Source organism: Phaeobacter porticola (assembly GCF_001888185.1).
Taxonomy (GTDB): domain Bacteria; phylum Pseudomonadota; class Alphaproteobacteria; order Rhodobacterales; family Rhodobacteraceae; genus Phaeobacter; species Phaeobacter porticola.
Window position 1 is genome coordinate 2,359,039 of sequence record NZ_CP016364.1, and the last position, 15,763, is coordinate 2,374,801.

Annotated in this window: 14 protein-coding genes; 7 read left to right on the forward strand and 7 right to left on the reverse strand. The window is 59.9% G+C overall.

The genetic code is table 11. From position 1 onward, the window contains the following. Positions 1 to 23: 23 nt before the first annotated feature. Positions 24 to 950, reverse strand: a complete 927-nt coding sequence (gene argF / locus PhaeoP97_RS11310) for an ornithine carbamoyltransferase (RefSeq protein WP_072505132.1) — start codon at positions 948 to 950, stop codon at positions 24 to 26. A 108-nt stretch (positions 951 to 1,058) separates the two neighbouring features. Next, positions 1,059 to 2,243, reverse strand: coding sequence for an aspartate aminotransferase family protein (locus PhaeoP97_RS11315; protein ID WP_072505133.1), 1,185 nt, complete (start codon positions 2,241 to 2,243; stop codon positions 1,059 to 1,061). Between the two features lie 336 nt (positions 2,244 to 2,579). Between PhaeoP97_RS11315 and PhaeoP97_RS11320 the strand changes: the two genes are divergently transcribed. After that, positions 2,580 to 3,509 carry a DMT family transporter gene (locus tag PhaeoP97_RS11320; RefSeq protein ID WP_072506447.1) on the forward strand — a complete coding sequence of 310 codons (930 nt, stop codon included), beginning with the start codon at positions 2,580 to 2,582 and terminating at the stop codon, positions 3,507 to 3,509. On the opposite strand, the gene PhaeoP97_RS11325 is transcribed toward PhaeoP97_RS11320, so the two are convergent. Continuing rightward, a complete protein-coding gene (locus PhaeoP97_RS11325; RefSeq protein WP_072505134.1) occupies positions 3,491 to 4,327 on the reverse strand; it encodes an ABC transporter permease in 837 nt (278 codons plus the stop codon). The two genes, PhaeoP97_RS11320 and PhaeoP97_RS11325, sit on opposite strands and share 19 nt — an antisense overlap. Before the next feature lie 236 nt (positions 4,328 to 4,563). Between PhaeoP97_RS11325 and PhaeoP97_RS11330 the strand changes: the two genes are divergently transcribed. Then, on the forward strand, positions 4,564 to 5,169 hold the full coding sequence (locus PhaeoP97_RS11330) for a GcrA family cell cycle regulator (protein ID WP_072505135.1): 606 nt from the start codon (positions 4,564 to 4,566) through the stop codon (positions 5,167 to 5,169). Positions 5,170 to 5,379: 210 nt separating this feature from the next. Here PhaeoP97_RS11330 and PhaeoP97_RS11335 read toward each other — a convergent pair whose 3' ends face one another. Beyond that, positions 5,380 to 5,898 carry a YHS domain-containing (seleno)protein gene (locus tag PhaeoP97_RS11335; RefSeq protein WP_072505136.1) on the reverse strand — a complete coding sequence of 173 codons (519 nt, stop codon included), beginning with the start codon at positions 5,896 to 5,898 and terminating at the stop codon, positions 5,380 to 5,382. 346 nt (positions 5,899 to 6,244) lie between these two features. Between PhaeoP97_RS11335 and yghU the strand changes: the two genes are divergently transcribed. Further along, positions 6,245 to 7,126 (forward strand): glutathione-dependent disulfide-bond oxidoreductase, encoded by an 882-nt coding sequence (yghU, locus tag PhaeoP97_RS11340; protein WP_072505137.1) that lies wholly within the window; start codon positions 6,245 to 6,247, stop codon positions 7,124 to 7,126. A 93-nt stretch (positions 7,127 to 7,219) separates the two neighbouring features. Here yghU and PhaeoP97_RS11345 read toward each other — a convergent pair whose 3' ends face one another. Continuing rightward, complete coding sequence (locus PhaeoP97_RS11345; protein WP_072505138.1) at positions 7,220 to 8,023, reverse strand: SseB family protein; 804 nt, start codon at positions 8,021 to 8,023, stop codon at positions 7,220 to 7,222. Then, positions 8,020 to 8,613: a uracil-DNA glycosylase family protein gene (locus tag PhaeoP97_RS11350; RefSeq protein WP_072505139.1), complete on the reverse strand. Its 594-nt coding sequence runs from the start codon at positions 8,611 to 8,613 to the stop codon at positions 8,020 to 8,022. The genes PhaeoP97_RS11345 and PhaeoP97_RS11350 overlap by 4 nt, the downstream gene beginning before the upstream one ends. Positions 8,614 to 8,912: 299 nt before the next feature. On the opposite strand from PhaeoP97_RS11350, the gene PhaeoP97_RS11355 reads away from it, so the two are divergent. From PhaeoP97_RS11355 to PhaeoP97_RS11370, 4 genes are read left to right on the forward strand one after another with little or no spacing between them, the layout of a single operon-like run. Further along, complete coding sequence (locus PhaeoP97_RS11355) at positions 8,913 to 9,572, forward strand: ABC transporter ATP-binding protein (protein WP_072505140.1); 660 nt, start codon at positions 8,913 to 8,915, stop codon at positions 9,570 to 9,572. Continuing rightward, positions 9,550 to 11,256 carry a KpsE/RkpR family capsule polysaccharide export protein gene (locus PhaeoP97_RS11360; protein ID WP_072505141.1) on the forward strand — a complete coding sequence of 569 codons (1,707 nt, stop codon included), beginning with the start codon at positions 9,550 to 9,552 and terminating at the stop codon, positions 11,254 to 11,256. The genes PhaeoP97_RS11355 and PhaeoP97_RS11360 overlap by 23 nt, the downstream gene beginning before the upstream one ends. Before the next feature lie 4 nt (positions 11,257 to 11,260). Continuing rightward, positions 11,261 to 12,094, forward strand: a complete 834-nt coding sequence (gene kdsA, locus PhaeoP97_RS11365) for a 3-deoxy-8-phosphooctulonate synthase (protein ID WP_072505142.1) — start codon at positions 11,261 to 11,263, stop codon at positions 12,092 to 12,094. A 21-nt stretch (positions 12,095 to 12,115) separates the two neighbouring features. Further along, on the forward strand, positions 12,116 to 13,612 hold the full coding sequence (locus PhaeoP97_RS11370) for a phosphomannomutase/phosphoglucomutase (protein ID WP_072505143.1): 1,497 nt from the start codon (positions 12,116 to 12,118) through the stop codon (positions 13,610 to 13,612). Positions 13,613 to 13,707: 95 nt separating this feature from the next. Here the strand turns inward: PhaeoP97_RS11370 and PhaeoP97_RS11375 are convergent, their stop codons facing one another. Further along, on the reverse strand, positions 13,708 to 15,663 hold the full coding sequence (locus PhaeoP97_RS11375; protein ID WP_072505144.1) for an AsmA family protein: 1,956 nt from the start codon (positions 15,661 to 15,663) through the stop codon (positions 13,708 to 13,710). Positions 15,664 to 15,763 lie beyond the last annotated feature (100 nt).

Consider the following 15,763-nt stretch of genomic DNA (forward strand, 5'->3'; position numbering starts at 1 on the left):
ACTCGCGGGCTGAGGAGGGTGGTTCAGGCGCCGAGGCAGTAGCGCATGATTGCCTTTTGCGCATGCAGACGGTTTTCCGCCTCGTCAAAGATCACCGACTGCGGGCCGTCCATCACGGCGGAGGTGACCTCTTCCTCGCGGTGGGCCGGCAGGCAGTGCATGAAAAGCGCGTCGGGTTTGGCGTGAGCCATCAGCGCGTCATTCACCTGATAGCCGCGCAGCATGTTGTGGCGGCGCTCCTTGGAGGACTGGCTGTCGTGCATTGAAACCCATGTATCGGCCACCACCAGATCAGCGCCCTCAACCGCTTTGGCAGCGTCGCGTTCGATGATCACCTGTGAACCTGCCTTGCGCGCAAGACCGATGAACTCAGGCTCCGGATCGAGCTGCGCCGGGCCGGTGAAGGTGAGATCAAAGCCAAACTGCGCGGCGGCATGCAGAAAAGAGGCGCAGACATTGTTACCATCCCCGCACCAGACGACTTTCTTGCCCTTGATGGGGCCGCGATGTTCCTCATAGGTGAGGACATCGGCCATGATCTGACAGGGATGGGTGCGATCGGTCAGGCCGTTGATCACCGGCACTGAGGCATATTCGGCCATCTCAGTCAGCACGGTTTCATCAAAAGTTCGGATCATGATCATGTCGACATAACGGCTGAGCACGCGGGCGGTGTCGGCGATGGTTTCGCCATGGCCCAGCTGCATGTCATTTCCCGACAGCACCATGGTCTGGCCGCCCATCTGGCGCACGCCGACGTCAAAGGACACGCGGGTCCGGGTGGAGGGTTTTTCAAAAATCAACGCCACCATGCGGTCTTTCAGCGGCTGGTCGTCATCAAGCGCGGCCTTGGGGCGGCCAAAGCGGGCCTGTTTGGTGGCGCTGGCCTGATCAATGATCGCCCGCAGATCGGTGGCATCGGTTTTATGGATATCGAGGAAATGGTTCATATCGAACGTCGCTTTCGTTGTACTTGTGTCGTGCCGAAGGCTGTTGCCGTTAAGCGCGCGCGGGGGCCAGCCCCCGCACCCCCGGAGTATTTCTGGAAAGATGACGCCTCAGGCGTCCGCTTTGGCCTCCAGCAATGTGGCGGCCTGATCTAGCCGGGTGAAGGCCTCGGCGATATCCTCATCGGTGAGGGTCAGCGGCGGCAGCAGGCGGACCACATTGTCGGCGGCGGGCACGGTGACCACTTCGGCCTCATAGCCTGCGGCAACCACATCGGTATTTGCAGCGGCACATTTCAGGCCCAGCATCAGGCCAGACCCACGCACCGCCTCAAAGACCTGCGGATGAGCGGCCACCAGCCCTTCGAGTTTCTGGCGCAGGAGACCGGCCTTGCGGCTCACCTCCGCAAGGAACTCCGGGTCGGTGACATGATCCATCACCGCGCAGCCCACCGCACAGCCCAAGGGGTTGCCGCCATAGGTGGAGCCATGGGTGCCGGCGGTCATGCCAGAGGCGGCGTCTTCGGTGGCAAGCACTGCCCCCAGAGGAAAACCACCGCCAATGCCCTTGGCCACCATCATAATGTCCGGCGTGATGCCTGCCCATTCATGAGCAAACAGCTTGCCGGTCCTGCCCACCCCGCATTGCACCTCATCAAGGATCAGCAACAGGCCGTGCTCATCGCAGATCTGGCGCAGCGCCTTCAGTTCTGCATCGGGCACCGGGCGGATGCCGCCCTCGCCCTGCACCGGCTCAATCAGGATGGCGGCAGTCTGGTCACTGATGGCATCGGTCACACCGTCCAGATCGCCGAACATCAGATGTTTGAACCCCGGCAGCATGGGTCCAAAGCCAGCGGTCATTTTTTCAGAGCCGGCGGCAGAGATCCCGGCCGAGGAGCGACCGTGGAATGAGCCGGAGAAGGTCAGGATCTCCACCCGCTCGGGCTGGCCTTTGTCGTGGAAATACTTCCGCGCCATCTTCACCGCCAGTTCGCAGGACTCTGTGCCGGAGTTGGTGAAAAACACCGTATCGGCAAAGCTGTGCTCCACCAGCCGATCCGCCAGCGCCTGTTGCTGCGGGATGTGGTAGAGATTGGAGACATGCCAGAGGGTTTCGGCCTGATCGGTCAGCGCCTTCACCAGGGTCGGATGGGCATGACCCAACGCATTCACCGCAATGCCCGCTGCCAGATCCAGAAAACGTCGCCCGTCAGCCTCGATCAGCCAGGCGCCTTCGCCCTTCACGAAACTGAGGGGCGCACGATTATAAGTGGGCAGAACGGACGGGATCATCGGGATCTTCCTTTTGGACATGTTGGGCCAAGCAGTGACGCAGCCGGGCCGCAGGGTCAACGATATTGGAGAAGTTGGAGGTGCCGCAACAGGGCACAGGTGATCGGGGCCGGATTACGCGTTGTGGCGTCGGCGTCGCAGCAGGGTGAGATGTGCAGCGGTGATCATGCTTGCGTCCATAACGGAGGTTTTGGGAAAAGAAAAGACCGTTTGTCGGAATGGTTGGTCAATTCGAAGGTGTCAGCTGTTGTAATCGCCAGATGCGCCAGCCAGTTCATACACGATGCCCCCTCTGGTGGCTTGCTTTTGGTGGCAGCAACGGGCAGTGCTGGCAGGATGATCAATACCCGTCAGAACCCCGCCCTCGCCGCTGCGCTGATCCTGCTTGCTACGGTATTTATCGCAGGCACCACGCTGGTCGCCAAAGCGCTTGGCACAGAGGCTCTGGGGGCCCCGCTGCATCCGCTGCAGATCAGTTTTGGCCGGTTCGTTTTTGCGTTTTTGGCGATCAGCACCCTGGTTGCGCTGCGGCGCCCCCGGTTTACCGCGCCGCATTGGGGGCTGCATCTGGGGCGCACCAGTTTTGGCTGGATGGGGGTGACGCTGATGTTTGCCGCCGTTGCCTATATCCCGCTGGCCGATGCCACCGCGATCACCTTTCTGAACCCGGTCTTTGGCATGCTGCTGGCGATCCCCCTGCTGGGCGAAACGGTTGGGCGCTGGCGTTGGGCGGCGGCGGCGATTGCGCTTCTGGGGGCGATGGTTCTGCTGCGTCCCACCCCTGCCAGTTTTCAGCCCGCAAGCCTGCTGGCGCTGGCGGCGGCTGCGGTGATGGGGCTGGAGCTGATTTTTATCAAACGGTTGGCCGGGCGGGAGAAGCCGTTGCAGATCCTGTGGTTCAACAATCTGCTTGGGTCAGTGATTGCCAGCGTTGCGGTGATGGCAGTCTGGCAGTCACCGACAGCCGAGCAATGGGCGCTGATGGTCGCACTGGGTTCCATGATGGCCTGTGCGCAGGGCTGTTTCATCAATGGAATGGCGCGGGCGGATGCGTCTTTTGTTGCGCCGTTCAGCTACGCAACACTGATTTTTGCGGCCCTGTATGATTTTGCCATATTTGCCGAAGCACCAGATGGGATCACTGCCACCGGGGCAGCAATCATTCTGGCTGGGGCGGCGCTATTGGCCTGGCGTGAGGGGCGGCAGCGACCGCCAACCCTGCATGTGGATCCGGGCGCGCAAGCGGATCAGGATTTGAGCCGATAGCCGCTGCGCAGCATCAGCCAGGCCAACAGGCAGATGGCAAGGCTGGACAGGCTACAGATCACCAAACCCAGAACCGGGGAGCTGTCAGAGGTGCCGATCACCCCGAATCGCACCCCGTCGATCAGGTAAAAGACCGGATTCAAATGCGACAGCAGCCGTAGCACCGGCGGCAAGGCGTCGACCGAATAGAACGTGCCCGACAGAAATGCGAGCGGGGTCACGATGAAATTTGTGATCGCCGCCATCTGGTCAAATTTCTCCGCAAAGACACCAGCAACAATGCCCAGCCCGCCCAGAAACAACGCGCCCAGCACAACAAACAACAGCACCAGCAACGGGTGTTCCGGCACCACGCCAAGCACCAGCATAAGGCCCGTGCCGATCCCCAAAGCAACCAGCACACCACGTGCAACCGCCCCTGCAAGATAGCCCAACAGGATTTCAAACCCCGACAGAGGCGGCATCAATGTATCAACGATATTGCCCTGCACCTTGGTGATGACAATTGACGAGGAGGTATTGGCAAACGCGTTCTGAATAACGGTCATCATCATGATACCTGGTGCCAGAAAAACGATAAATGGCACGCCCATAACGGCACCACGGCCCGGACCTATGGCAATATTGAAGATCATCAGAAACAGTGCAGCAGTCACCATGGGCGCCAGAAGTGTCTGGGTCCAGACCACCAGAAAGCGGGTGATCTCGCGTCGTGCCAGGGTCTGCAGTCCCAGCCAATTCACCCGTCCAAAACGCCGTTGACCCAAGGCGACGCCGCCTGGGTTCTGAGCCATGTGCCGTGGGGTATCCTGTGCCATGTCGCGCCTCTTTGACGATGTTGCTGAACAAAACCATTGCAGATGCCTGGTGCTTGTTTCGCCTCAAACCATGGCCGTCCGTGCGGGGCAAGCAGCTTTCGCCGCGGAAGCTCTGCTGTCAGCAAGCGCAAGACGCTCTTGTAACTCGGCACGCAGTGATTAGAATAGGGGCTTGTTACGGAATTCGATGGCGGCCGCAGGATCCTGGGGCCGCTTTTAGCTTGGAAAGGCAACAGATGTCCTGGACAGACGAGCGCGTCGAACTGCTCAAGAAAATGTGGGGCGAAGGGCAATCAGCAAGCCAGATCGCCAAAGAACTGGGCGGCGTGACCCGGAACGCCGTTATTGGCAAGGTGCATCGCCTGGGACTGTCCAACCGCAATAGCGGTACGGCCAAACCCGCAGCCGAGCCCAAGGAAAAACCCGCGGCGGCGCCAAAACCAACGCCAGCCGCTGCAGCGGCTCCGGCCAAGCCCAAACCGCAGCCCAAAACCGAACCGGCCCGCCCGGTGACGCCTGAGCCTGCGGCCTCTGCCGAAGGTCGTCCGGCCACGCCTGCGCGCCGCCAGATCATTCCTGCCGGCCAGCCGCTGCCGCCGCAGCCCTCGGCCAATGAAATCAGCCCCGAAGCGCTGGCCAAGGTCAATGAAATCGAGAAAAAGGCCAAGCGGCTTACATTGATGGAGCTGACAGAACGGACCTGCAAATGGCCCGTGGGTGACCCCGCGACCGAGGATTTCTGGTTCTGCGGCCTGCCCGTTCAGCAAGGCAAACCCTATTGCGACGCGCATGTCGGCGTGGCTTTCCAGCCAATGAGCGCGCGGCGCGACCGCAAACGGTAATCTGCACTCGCCAGCTATTGCGACGACCCGAAGTATTTCGATCATAGAAAACAGCGCCACGGATTACTCCGGGGCGCTGTTCTCATGTGGAACTGCGCCGATATCAGCGTTGAGTTCTTAGAGGCGGGAACCGGTACAGGAGGACGCGTTGGCAAAACCGCCCTCCCCCATTTCAATTGTGCTCAGCCCCTTGGGCCCAGTAGTTCACGATCAGCCTTTTTCTGGGGCTGTAGAGGTAAAATTCGGGATCGGGCTGTCAGACGCATTCGCAGGCTCAATCTCGGGCCAGTTGCCCTCGGCCAGGTTGAGATTGCCAGGGATGTCTTCTTCCCAGAAGCCGACAACGTTCTTGGTGATGTTCAAATACAGTTTGTCGTCAACGATACGCCACAGGTTGGGATTGCCCGGAACCTTGCCACCTTTGGAAACCCCATAGGCGCAGTGGCCATCATATTGTGGTGCGTAAAAATCAGGGTTGGCCGCAAATTTATCGCGGTTCTCAGCGCTGGAGAAGGCAAAGGTTGAGCCGTTGAAATCGGCGGTGAAATCCGCGTTGCCCGGAACTGCGGCGGGCTGAGCGGTGCCGACCGGGTTCTGCGCCAGATCACGGTAAGCCACAACATCATAGCCGGAAACGGCAAAGCCGGTGGTATCGACATATTGATCCCCGGCAAATGCGGGCAGACCAAAGGAGGCGGCAGCAAGGGCGGCGAAGAGAACGCGTTTCATAGACTATCCTTTTTATAGAACCGAGAGACACACACTCGGGGGAGGGGCTGGCACGGCCGTATGGGTCGGGCTGGCTAAACAATATGCAGATCTGCCACAAAGCGAAGAGGGTCTCACGGGGCTGTGTCCAATGCTGAGCAGCTGTGATCTGAGGCCCGGGTTTGTTACAAGGGACAGCATCTCGCGCACGGTGGTCAAGAAAAAGTGTATGCCGCAGACCTTCCAGTCATTGGAATTTTGCGCAGCCCGCTTATGTTTTGCAGGATACCGCGTTGCCTCCCAGCCTGGAGTGGTGCGCCATTGTCGCCCGACACATTCAAAAACCCTTTAAAAATAAGGCCAACAGATGAGTGACACAACCTACACCCCGCCGAAAGTCTGGACCTGGGAACAGGAAAGCGGCGGCCGCTTTGCCGCGATCAACCGCCCTATCGCCGGTGCAACCCAAGACAAAGAGCTGCCAGTGGGTGCGCATCCCTATCAGCTTTATTCGCTGGCCACACCCAATGGGGTGAAGGTCACGGTGATGCTGGAAGAGCTGCTGGCCGCAGGTCACACGGGCGCAGAATATGACGCCTGGCTGATCAATATCGGTGAGGGCGACCAGTTTGGTTCTGGCTTTGTGGATGTGAATCCCAATTCCAAGATCCCGGCGCTGATGGACCGCAGCGGCGACGCGCCGGTGCGGGTGTTTGAATCCGGCTCCATCTTGCTGCATCTGGCCGAGAAATTTGACGCCTTCCTGCCCAAGGAAGGTGCCGCCCGCACCGAAGTGATGAACTGGCTGTTCTGGCAGATGGGCAGCGCGCCTTATCTGGGCGGCGGGTTTGGCCATTTCTATGCCTATGCGCCAGAGAAATACGAATATCCGATCAATCGTTTTTCGATGGAGGCCAAACGTCAGCTGGACGTGCTGGACCGGCAGCTGGCCGAGACCCGCTTTATCGCTGGTGAGGAATACTCCATCGCCGATATGGCAATCTGGGCCTGGTATGGTCAGCTGGTTCTGGGGCGTCTTTACGAGGCGGCGGAATTCCTGGACGTCGAGAGCTACACCCATGTGGTTCGTTGGGCGACGGAAATTGATGCCCGTCCGGCCGTGTCGCGGGGTCGTATGGTGAATCGCGCCTTTGGCGAGCTGCACACACAGCTGCGCGAACGTCATGATGCGTCCGATTTCGAGACCAAGACACAGGACAAGCTGGAACCGGCCGAAGCCGACAGCTAATCCGGTTTAGGCCAATTCATACGGTCCAAATCCATGCACATCGCGGCTTAGGTCAGGTCGCGATGTTGCGTTTTGCAAGGCCCGCTACAGCGCTTAAATCAGCCGTGGGGGCTTGTCAGGGTCGCGTCCTGGGGCAGATGGCCCCTGCCCCAGCTGCTCGGACGGTTGTGGCAAATCGAAGCGAAGCCCGGCCTGTGCCAAACGCGCAGCAATCGCGTCGCTGCTGGCAAAGAACCCCACGTCCAATGCCCCTGCTTCGACGCCGGAAAAGGTCAGCGCCTCGCCCACCGCCTTGGCCAATGCGGGTTGCGCGGCGTCTTTTGCGCCAACAAACCCTAATAGATGCCCCTGACCGCCACCGCGATAATGCAGCGCAACCAGATAGGCCGATTGAGCCAGCCCCACTGCGGTCGCAAGTTTGGTGTCCAGTGCGGTGATCAGCACCTCTGGCAAGCCCTTAGGCGCGGTGACGGCTTCGATGTCGGCATCAACCTCATCCGGGGTATGCCCCAATGTCTGGTGCAGCCAGACAAGTGCCTCTGCCGGGATCAGAATCGCCGATGGGGCCACATCAAGGTTTACGCCGAGACCGATGGTCTGCCCCGTGTCCTGCCCCGCAAGCATCTGCACTACCACCCGGCCCGACAGCGCCGCATAAGGCACACTGCGACCTGCAAACTCGGCCAGCCTGTCCTCGCGGTCGAAAACCAGCGCAAAAACACCATCCGGTGTGTCAAACAGTTCCGGCGAAATGTGATCCCCCTCCGCCTCTTTGGCGAGCAGAAGGAACAATTCGCTATCAGCCAGCCGCTCGTAGAACCGCAACCGGGCGGCATCGTCGTGCGGGGCCGCCAGCATCGCGGCATGGCTGGTATCAAGTGGCGTCATCTCGGTCATGTGATCAGCTCCTGAACCCGGGCGCGCAAAACCGGCAGCAGGTCGGTCTCAAACCAGGGGTTGCGTTTCAGCCATGCGGTATTGCGCCAGGACGGATGTGGCAAGGGAAAGTCCTGCGGCGCGTGGTCCTGCCACCCCTCGACCCGCGCCTGAACCGGCATTTTGCCACCCAGATGATACGTCTGCGCATAGGCGCCGACCAGCACCCGCAGGCGAATATTCGGCAGTCCGGGCATAATTTGACCATGCCATGTCGTGCGACAGATCGCAGGCGGCGGCAGATCTGCCTTTTTCGGGGAATACCCCGGAAAACAGAAGGCCATCGGTACGATGGCTACCAGGGACTGGTCGTAAAATTGCGCCTCACTCAGGCCCAGCCAATCGCGCAGGCGATCCCCGGACGGATCGGTAAAGGGACGACCGCTGTCGTGAACACGCGCGCCCGGCGCCTGCCCAGCAATCAGAATGCGGGCCGGGCTGTCAAACCAGACAACGGGGCGCGGCGCATGACCGGTCACCGTCGCGGCAAATCGGTCAGCACAGAGGCGACAAGCCCTGATCCGCTGCTTCAGATCACCGGCACTGGTCATATCTGGCTCCTGCCTCCTGTCTTTTCTGGCCATCGCGAGACCTTAGTTTCCAACCGCACTCTGCCCGTTGAGGCCCAATCTGCCGTTTTTCGGCAGATCACAACCCGGTCAAAGCAACGTCATATGGTTACGGCACCGTTGATAAAGCCTATAACATTTGGACATAATATGGTCCAAATAGCCGCCTAAGTTGTTAACACAAATCTGTTAGTGCAGACATAAGGCCGTCGGGATCAGCCTGGCGCATCATGAGGATCACAGGCCCCCGAACGGGGTCGAGAGCAGCACCGGAACCCGCGATGCTTGAGTTTGAAAATGTGAGCAAGTCCTTCTGGACCGGCACCCAACGCAAGGTGATCCTTGATCGGGTGTCCTTTCGCGTTGAACTGGGAAAATCTATGGGCGTGCTGGCCCCCAATGGCACCGGAAAAACCACGCTGATCAATATGATGGCAGGACTCGAAAAACCCGATGAGGGCGAAATTCGCCGCACCAGCCGTATCTCATTTCCGCTGGGGTTCATGGGCGGCGTTATCAATCGGCTGTCGGCCTTGGCGAATGCACGCTACATTGCGAATCTCTATGGCCTGGACCCCGACTATGTCGAGGCTTACTGCCGCTGGCTCTGTGGCTTGGGGGAATATTTTGACCAGCCTGTTGGCACCTATTCGTCGGGCATGCGGGCGCGGTTCAGTTTTTCGCTGATGCTGGCGCTGGACTTTGACATCTTCCTCATCGATGAGGGGATGCCGAGCACCACGGATGTGGAGTTCAACCGCAAAGCCGGGTCCATTCTGGAGGAGCGGTTGCAAACCACAACGATCATCATGGTCTCGCACCAACCTAAGACACTGGAAAAATTTGTACGCTCGGCAGCGGTGCTGGTAGACGGCCAGTTGCAAATGTTTGAAACCTTGGAAGAAGCGAAGCAGCTCTATGACTACCAAACCCAAGGCTAAGAAGTTTCGTGTTCGGCGCAGCGGTGGCGCAGCGGCCCAGCCCGCAGCCGCACGCCCCGTGCCACCGCCAAGCGCCGCTGATGCGTCTCTTGCCGCCCCGACCACGGAGACTGCGACAGCCGCAGAGAAGGCTGATACCGTAGGGACTGTTTCCGAGGCGGCTGGGAACCGCAGGACGCCACCTGCCAATGAAGCCATTTCCATCAAGGAACCCCCAAAATCAAAGACCAGCAAACTCTCCACCGATCTGGATGAAATCCGCAAGGAAGGGCTGACTGGTCGCCAGCTACGTCTGGCCCGCCGGGTCGCCCAAAAACACAACCTGGCCGCCACATCGGATTTCGACGCCGTGCGCCAACTGCGACGGAAGGGCATTGATCCGTTTCAGCGCGCCAATATGCTGGAACTGGTGGTACAACCCAACACGGCCCAGCCGGAGGGTGCCCCCCCTGCGCCGGGCGGCGTACAGCTGCCGCAGACAGTGCCGGTCGACAAGGTTTCTCTGCCCTCGACAGAGTTGAGCCCCACAGAACGGCGCAACCGTGAAATTCGGGAAATCCAACGCGATATCGCACGCCGTCGGCGCCGCAAACTGGTGCTTCTTGCGGCACGGCTTGCGTTTTTCGTCATGATGCCAACCACACTGGCCGGATATTATTTTTATGCTGTCGCCACACCCATGTATGCTGCCAAGTCTGAGTTTCTTGTGCTCAAGGCCGACAGCTCGGGCGGCGGCGGTGGCCTCGGCGGGTTGCTCAGCGGCACCCAGTTTGCAACCAGCCAGGATTCCATCGCAGTACAAAGCTATCTTCAATCAAAGGAGGCCATGCTGCGCCTGGACCAGGAAATCGGCTTCAAATCGCATTTCACCCAAGAGTGGATCGACCCAATCCAGCGGTTGAATGAAAACCCGACCAATGAAGAAGCCTATAAGACCTATTCCCGCAACGTGAAGATCGGATATGATCCAACCGAAGGTGTGGTCCGCATGGAGGTCTCCGCCGCAGACCCCGAGGTCTCGGCACAATTTTCGCGCAGGCTGATTAGCTATGCGCAGGAAAAGGTCAATCATCTCTCTGAACAGAAACGGGACGACCAAGTGGGCGACGCTGAAATCGCGCTGGAAATGGCCGAAGGAAAACGCCGCAGTGCTCAGGAGAAACTGGTCGAACTGCAACAACGTGGCACCGTTCTTGACCCCGAAGGCGTGATCCTCTCGCTGCGTTCGCAGATAAGCACCTTTGAAATCCAGCGTCAGGAAAAAGAGCTGGAGCTGGCCGCTTTACAGGACAACACTCGCCCCAATCAGGCCAAGGTGGACGGTGCAAAGGCGGACATAGCTCGACTGAACAGTCTTATTCAGCGACTGAACGACCGCATGGTGGACGCCTCGGCAGGCGAAAACTCGCTGGCCAGCCTCACGGTACAGATTCAGATGGCGCAGGCTGATCTGGCGACCCGTGACCTGATGTTGCAATCGGCGCTGCAACAGGTCGAACAGACCCGGATGGAAGCCAACCGCCAAGTACGCTACCTGACCACAGCGGTGGAACCTGTTCCCAGCCAAGAAGCGACCTATCCCCGCCGATTTGAAAATACGATTTTGGCATTCCTGATCTTTTCCGGTATCTACCTGATGTGCTCGCTTACTGCGTCCATCCTCCGAGAACAGGTTTCGTCATAACGCCATGAAAAATATCTCCGTCGCCGACCTCAGCATCGGCAATGACCGCCCGCTGACCCTCATCGCTGGCCCTTGCCAGCTGGAAAGCCTGGATCACGCACGTATGATCGCGGGTCAGATGAAAGAGGCCTGCGCCCAATTTGGTGCGCAATATGTCTTCAAGGCGTCCTACGATAAGGCCAATCGCACCTCTCTCTCCGGCAAACGTGGGCTGGGCGTGGACGAGGGGCTGAAGGTCCTCCAAACCATTGCCAAGGAATTCGATGTTCCGGTTCTGACAGATGTCCACACCGAGGCGCAATGTGCAGTCGCGGCTGAGGCCGTGGATATCCTGCAGATCCCCGCCTTTCTGTGCCGCCAGACCGATATGCTGCTGGCCGCAGGCAACACCGGCAAGGCCGTGAACATCAAGAAAGGTCAGTTTTTGGCGCCTTGGGACATGGCCAATGTGGTCGCCAAGGTGGAAAGCACCGGCAATCAAAACATCCTGCTGACCGAACGTGGCACCTCCTTTGGCTATAACACGCTGGTGGCGGACATGCGGTCCCTGCCGCAGATGGCCCAAGATGGCTATCCGGTGGTGATGGATGCAACCCATTCCGTGCAGCAGCCCGGCGGCAAGGGCGGCTCCACCGGTGGACAGCGCGAATTTGCGCCGCTGATGGCGCGTGCGGCGGTGTCGCTTGGTATCGCCTCGGTCTTCATTGAAACCCACGAAGATCCGGACAATGCCCCCAGCGACGGGCCGAACATGATCTATCTGGACCAGATGCCAAAACTGATCGAGAGCCTGATGCGCTTTGATGCGCTGGCCAAGGCCGACCCTATCCGCATCTGATCGACAAGAGAGCGTAATCCCATGACCAAACCCATCCCCGAGGTGCGCCCGAACACCTGGAGCTTTCTGCGCGATCCGATGATCACGCCCACCGGTTTTCGCGAATATGACGCGCGCTGGAAATACCCTGAGGAAATCAACCTGCCCGGCATGACCGCGCTGGGGCTGGGACTGGGCACCCAGATGCACAAGCGTGGCATCCCGCCGGTGATCGCAGTGGCGAATGATTACCGCGACTATTCGGTTGCCATCAAACACGCGCTGATCATCGGCCTGATGCAGGCGGGTATCGAAGTGCGCGATATCGGCCCGGCCCTGTCACCCATGGCCTATTTCGCCCAGTTCCATCTGGATGTGCCTGCCGTCGCCATGGTCACCGCCAGCCACAACCCCAACGGCTGGACCGGGGTCAAGATGGGCTTTGAACGCCCGCTGACCCACGGCCCGGACGAAATGGGCGAGCTGCGGGACATTGTCCTGAATGGTGAGGGCGTGGCCCGTCCTGGCGGTTCCTATCAGTTCGTGGATGGAGTGAAAGAGGCCTATCTGGATGATCTGGTTGGCGATTTCAAAATGTCCCGCCCGCTGAAGGTGGTCTGCGCCACCGGCAATGGCACCGCCTCAGCCTTTGCGCCGGAGCTGTTCGCACGCATGGGCGTTGAGGTGGTCGATAGCCACAACGCGCTGGACTATACCTTCCCGCACTACAACCCGAACCCCGAAGCCATGGAAATGCTGCACGATATGTCCGACAGCGTGAAGGCCTCGGGCGCAGATATGGCGCTAGGCTTTGATGGCGATGGCGATCGCTGCGGCGTGGTGGATGATGAGGGCGAAGAGATCTTTGCCGATAAGGTTGGCGTCATCATGGCGCGGGATCTGAGCAAGCTTTACCCGAATTCGACCTTTGTCGCGGATGTGAAATCTACCGGGCTGTTTGCCTCGGATCCCGAGCTGAAGGCCAATGGCGTGACGGCGGATTACTGGAAAACCGGTCACAGCCACATGAAACGACGGGTAAAAGAAATCGGTGCGCTGGCAGGGTTTGAAAAATCCGGACATTATTTCCTCGCTGAACCTGTAGGCCGTGGCTACGACTGTGGCATGCGCGTGGCGGTCGAGATCTGCAAACTGATGGACCGCAACCCCCACAAGAGCATGTCCGACCTGAGGAAAGCGCTGCCCAAGACCTGGGCGACCCCGACCATGTCGCCCTATTGTGCCGATACCGAGAAATACACCGTGCTGGAGCGCCTGGTGGCAAAGCTGGTCGCCAAGGCTAAGGCTGGCGAGACGCTGGCAGGTCGCCCCATTAAGGAGGTCGTCACAGTGAATGGTGCGCGTGTGATCCTCGACAACGGCTCCTGGGGGCTGGTGCGGGCCTCGTCCAATACGCCCAACCTCGTGGTGGTCTGCGAAAGCAGCGAGAGCGAGGCGGAACTGCGTGAGATCTTTGCCGAGATTGACGCGGTGATCCGCACCGAACCGCTGGTTGGTGACTACGATCAGACCTTCTGATCATTCCGACTGTTGACGTAGAAACGCCCGCCATTGGCGGGCGTTTTCTGTTGTAGCGCACTGTGGGATCTGGCCACTAGAGTCTGGCGGCTGGATCAATCGCCGCCGAGAAGCCGCAGCAGCTGATCCTTGGCCTCTTTCTCAATCCGGTCGCGGATGGCCTCATTGATGTCCTGCTCTGGCGCGATCTCTGTATCCAGCTCTTCGCTCAACTTCTCGCGCAGGCGATCTTTGGCCTGTTGTTCCACCGCGTCGATTTCCGGCTCCAGCGCGCGTTTCAGGTCCGGACGGATCTTAGGATCGTTCCATGGGCCGGTGATCACCACGGGGATCGACAGACGGGTGCTGCCATCGCCACGTTGCAGGCTGGGGGTAAAGAGATAGTCCAGATCCTGCGCCCCAAGCCCGATGCGTCCCTCCCCCTCGGCGCGCAAGCCGCGCAGGGTCAGGAGCAGATCATTATTGGTCAGATTGCCGCCTGCCATCGTGTAGCTGGCGGTCAGCTGATCAAACACCGTGCTGCCACCATTACCACTGCCGCTGCGCATCAGCTGCTCCAGATCAAACCCGGTAAAGAAGCCCTTGCCGACCTCCAGCCACCCTTTGCCGCTAAGCGAAGACATGATCTCTGCCACCGAATTGCCGACACCCAGATACTCCAGCTCGCCCAAAGCCTCGCCATTGAGGCGATCATATCCCATGGTCTGCCCCAGCGCCTGTTCCAGCCGGATGTTCTGAAAGCTCAGCTTGCCACCGACCGACAGTCCATTGCGGTTATTGACCACCAATTGCCCCTGCAGCTGACCGTCGAACACGGTTGCAGGTTGCAATTTCAGAACCGCACGGGAATTGTCCAGTGACAGGTCCAGCTTGCTGGGCCCCAACCGGACCGATCCGGTTTCGACTGCCTGCACATCCAAGGCAATCTCGGTGTTCAAGGCAGCCAGCCAGCCAAAGTCCATACGCTCACGCGACCAGCCATCGCTGACCGGATCGTCCCCAGTCCCAGCCGCTGCAGCGGAGGGCAGATCAGCGTCACCGGATGGCAGCAACGCCGACAGATCCAGCTGGTCACCGCTCAGCCGCGCGGTCACTTTGGGCACATCACCAAGGGTGACATCCGCAGCTCCACGCAGCTTGTTGGAATCGGCCTCAAGCGTCAGATCGCGCAGCGCCAAACGTCCATCGGTGGTGTAAGTGAGGTCAGACCCAATCAGCCAGGTCTTCACCGCAGGGACATCAGTTCCCTGCGCTGCACCTAGAACTGCCAGACTGCGCGCCAGATTGGTGCTTTGGCCGGTGATCCGTCCGGTTGCAGCACCGGCGGTATTCGCCCGGCCGTCAAAACGCAGGACTGTATCCGCTGCTGTCACAGATGCCCCAACAGAGGAAACCTGCCCTGCCAGAAACGCCTCGAACGTGCCAATCTCCGCTTCGATCTGCACCGGATCGCCTGCCGGTCGCAGGGTGATATCGGCAACCACAGTGCCTGTGGGATCCGGCCACTGCAGCGCCAGGTCGACCTGTTTCATTTCAACCGGTGTCTCGCCATGGGGGGCGTAGCGCAATGTGGCTCCGGTGAGGTTCAGCGCCTCGATGCTGATCGGCAAGCTGTCCATGCCCCCGGATGTGGGCGCGGTCGATGCAACCTCTGACGCTGCGTCCGCAGGCTCCAGCACCCAGTTGCCCGTACCGTCGGCGCGAGTACTAAGGCTCAGTTGCGGCAACACCGCCGACAACTCTGTTACCCGCACCTTGCCTTGCAACAGATCCGCCGCTGCCACACCAATGGTCAGCCGTTCTGCGGTCAACATCGGCTCTGGTCCAGCCCAAGGGGCGTTGGACAGGGCAACACGATCAGCCTTGACCCCCAGCGTCGGCCAAAGCGTATAGCCGACACGACCACCAAAGGTAATTTTCCGCCCGGTCTGGGCTTCAATCTGCGTGGCCGCAAGCTGCGCCAGTTTTTCCCCCGGCAGCAACAGCAAGCCCGCCACGAGCAAAACCACCGCCACCACCAGCGCCATCCCAATCCGCATCAGCAACCGCATCTATCGTCTCCCTGCTCATACCCGTCGCCGGTCCGGCGGGGCACCCCAATCCCTGCGAACCCTTCTTCAGGCCCTGTTTCCCGGCAGATTAACGCCCCTG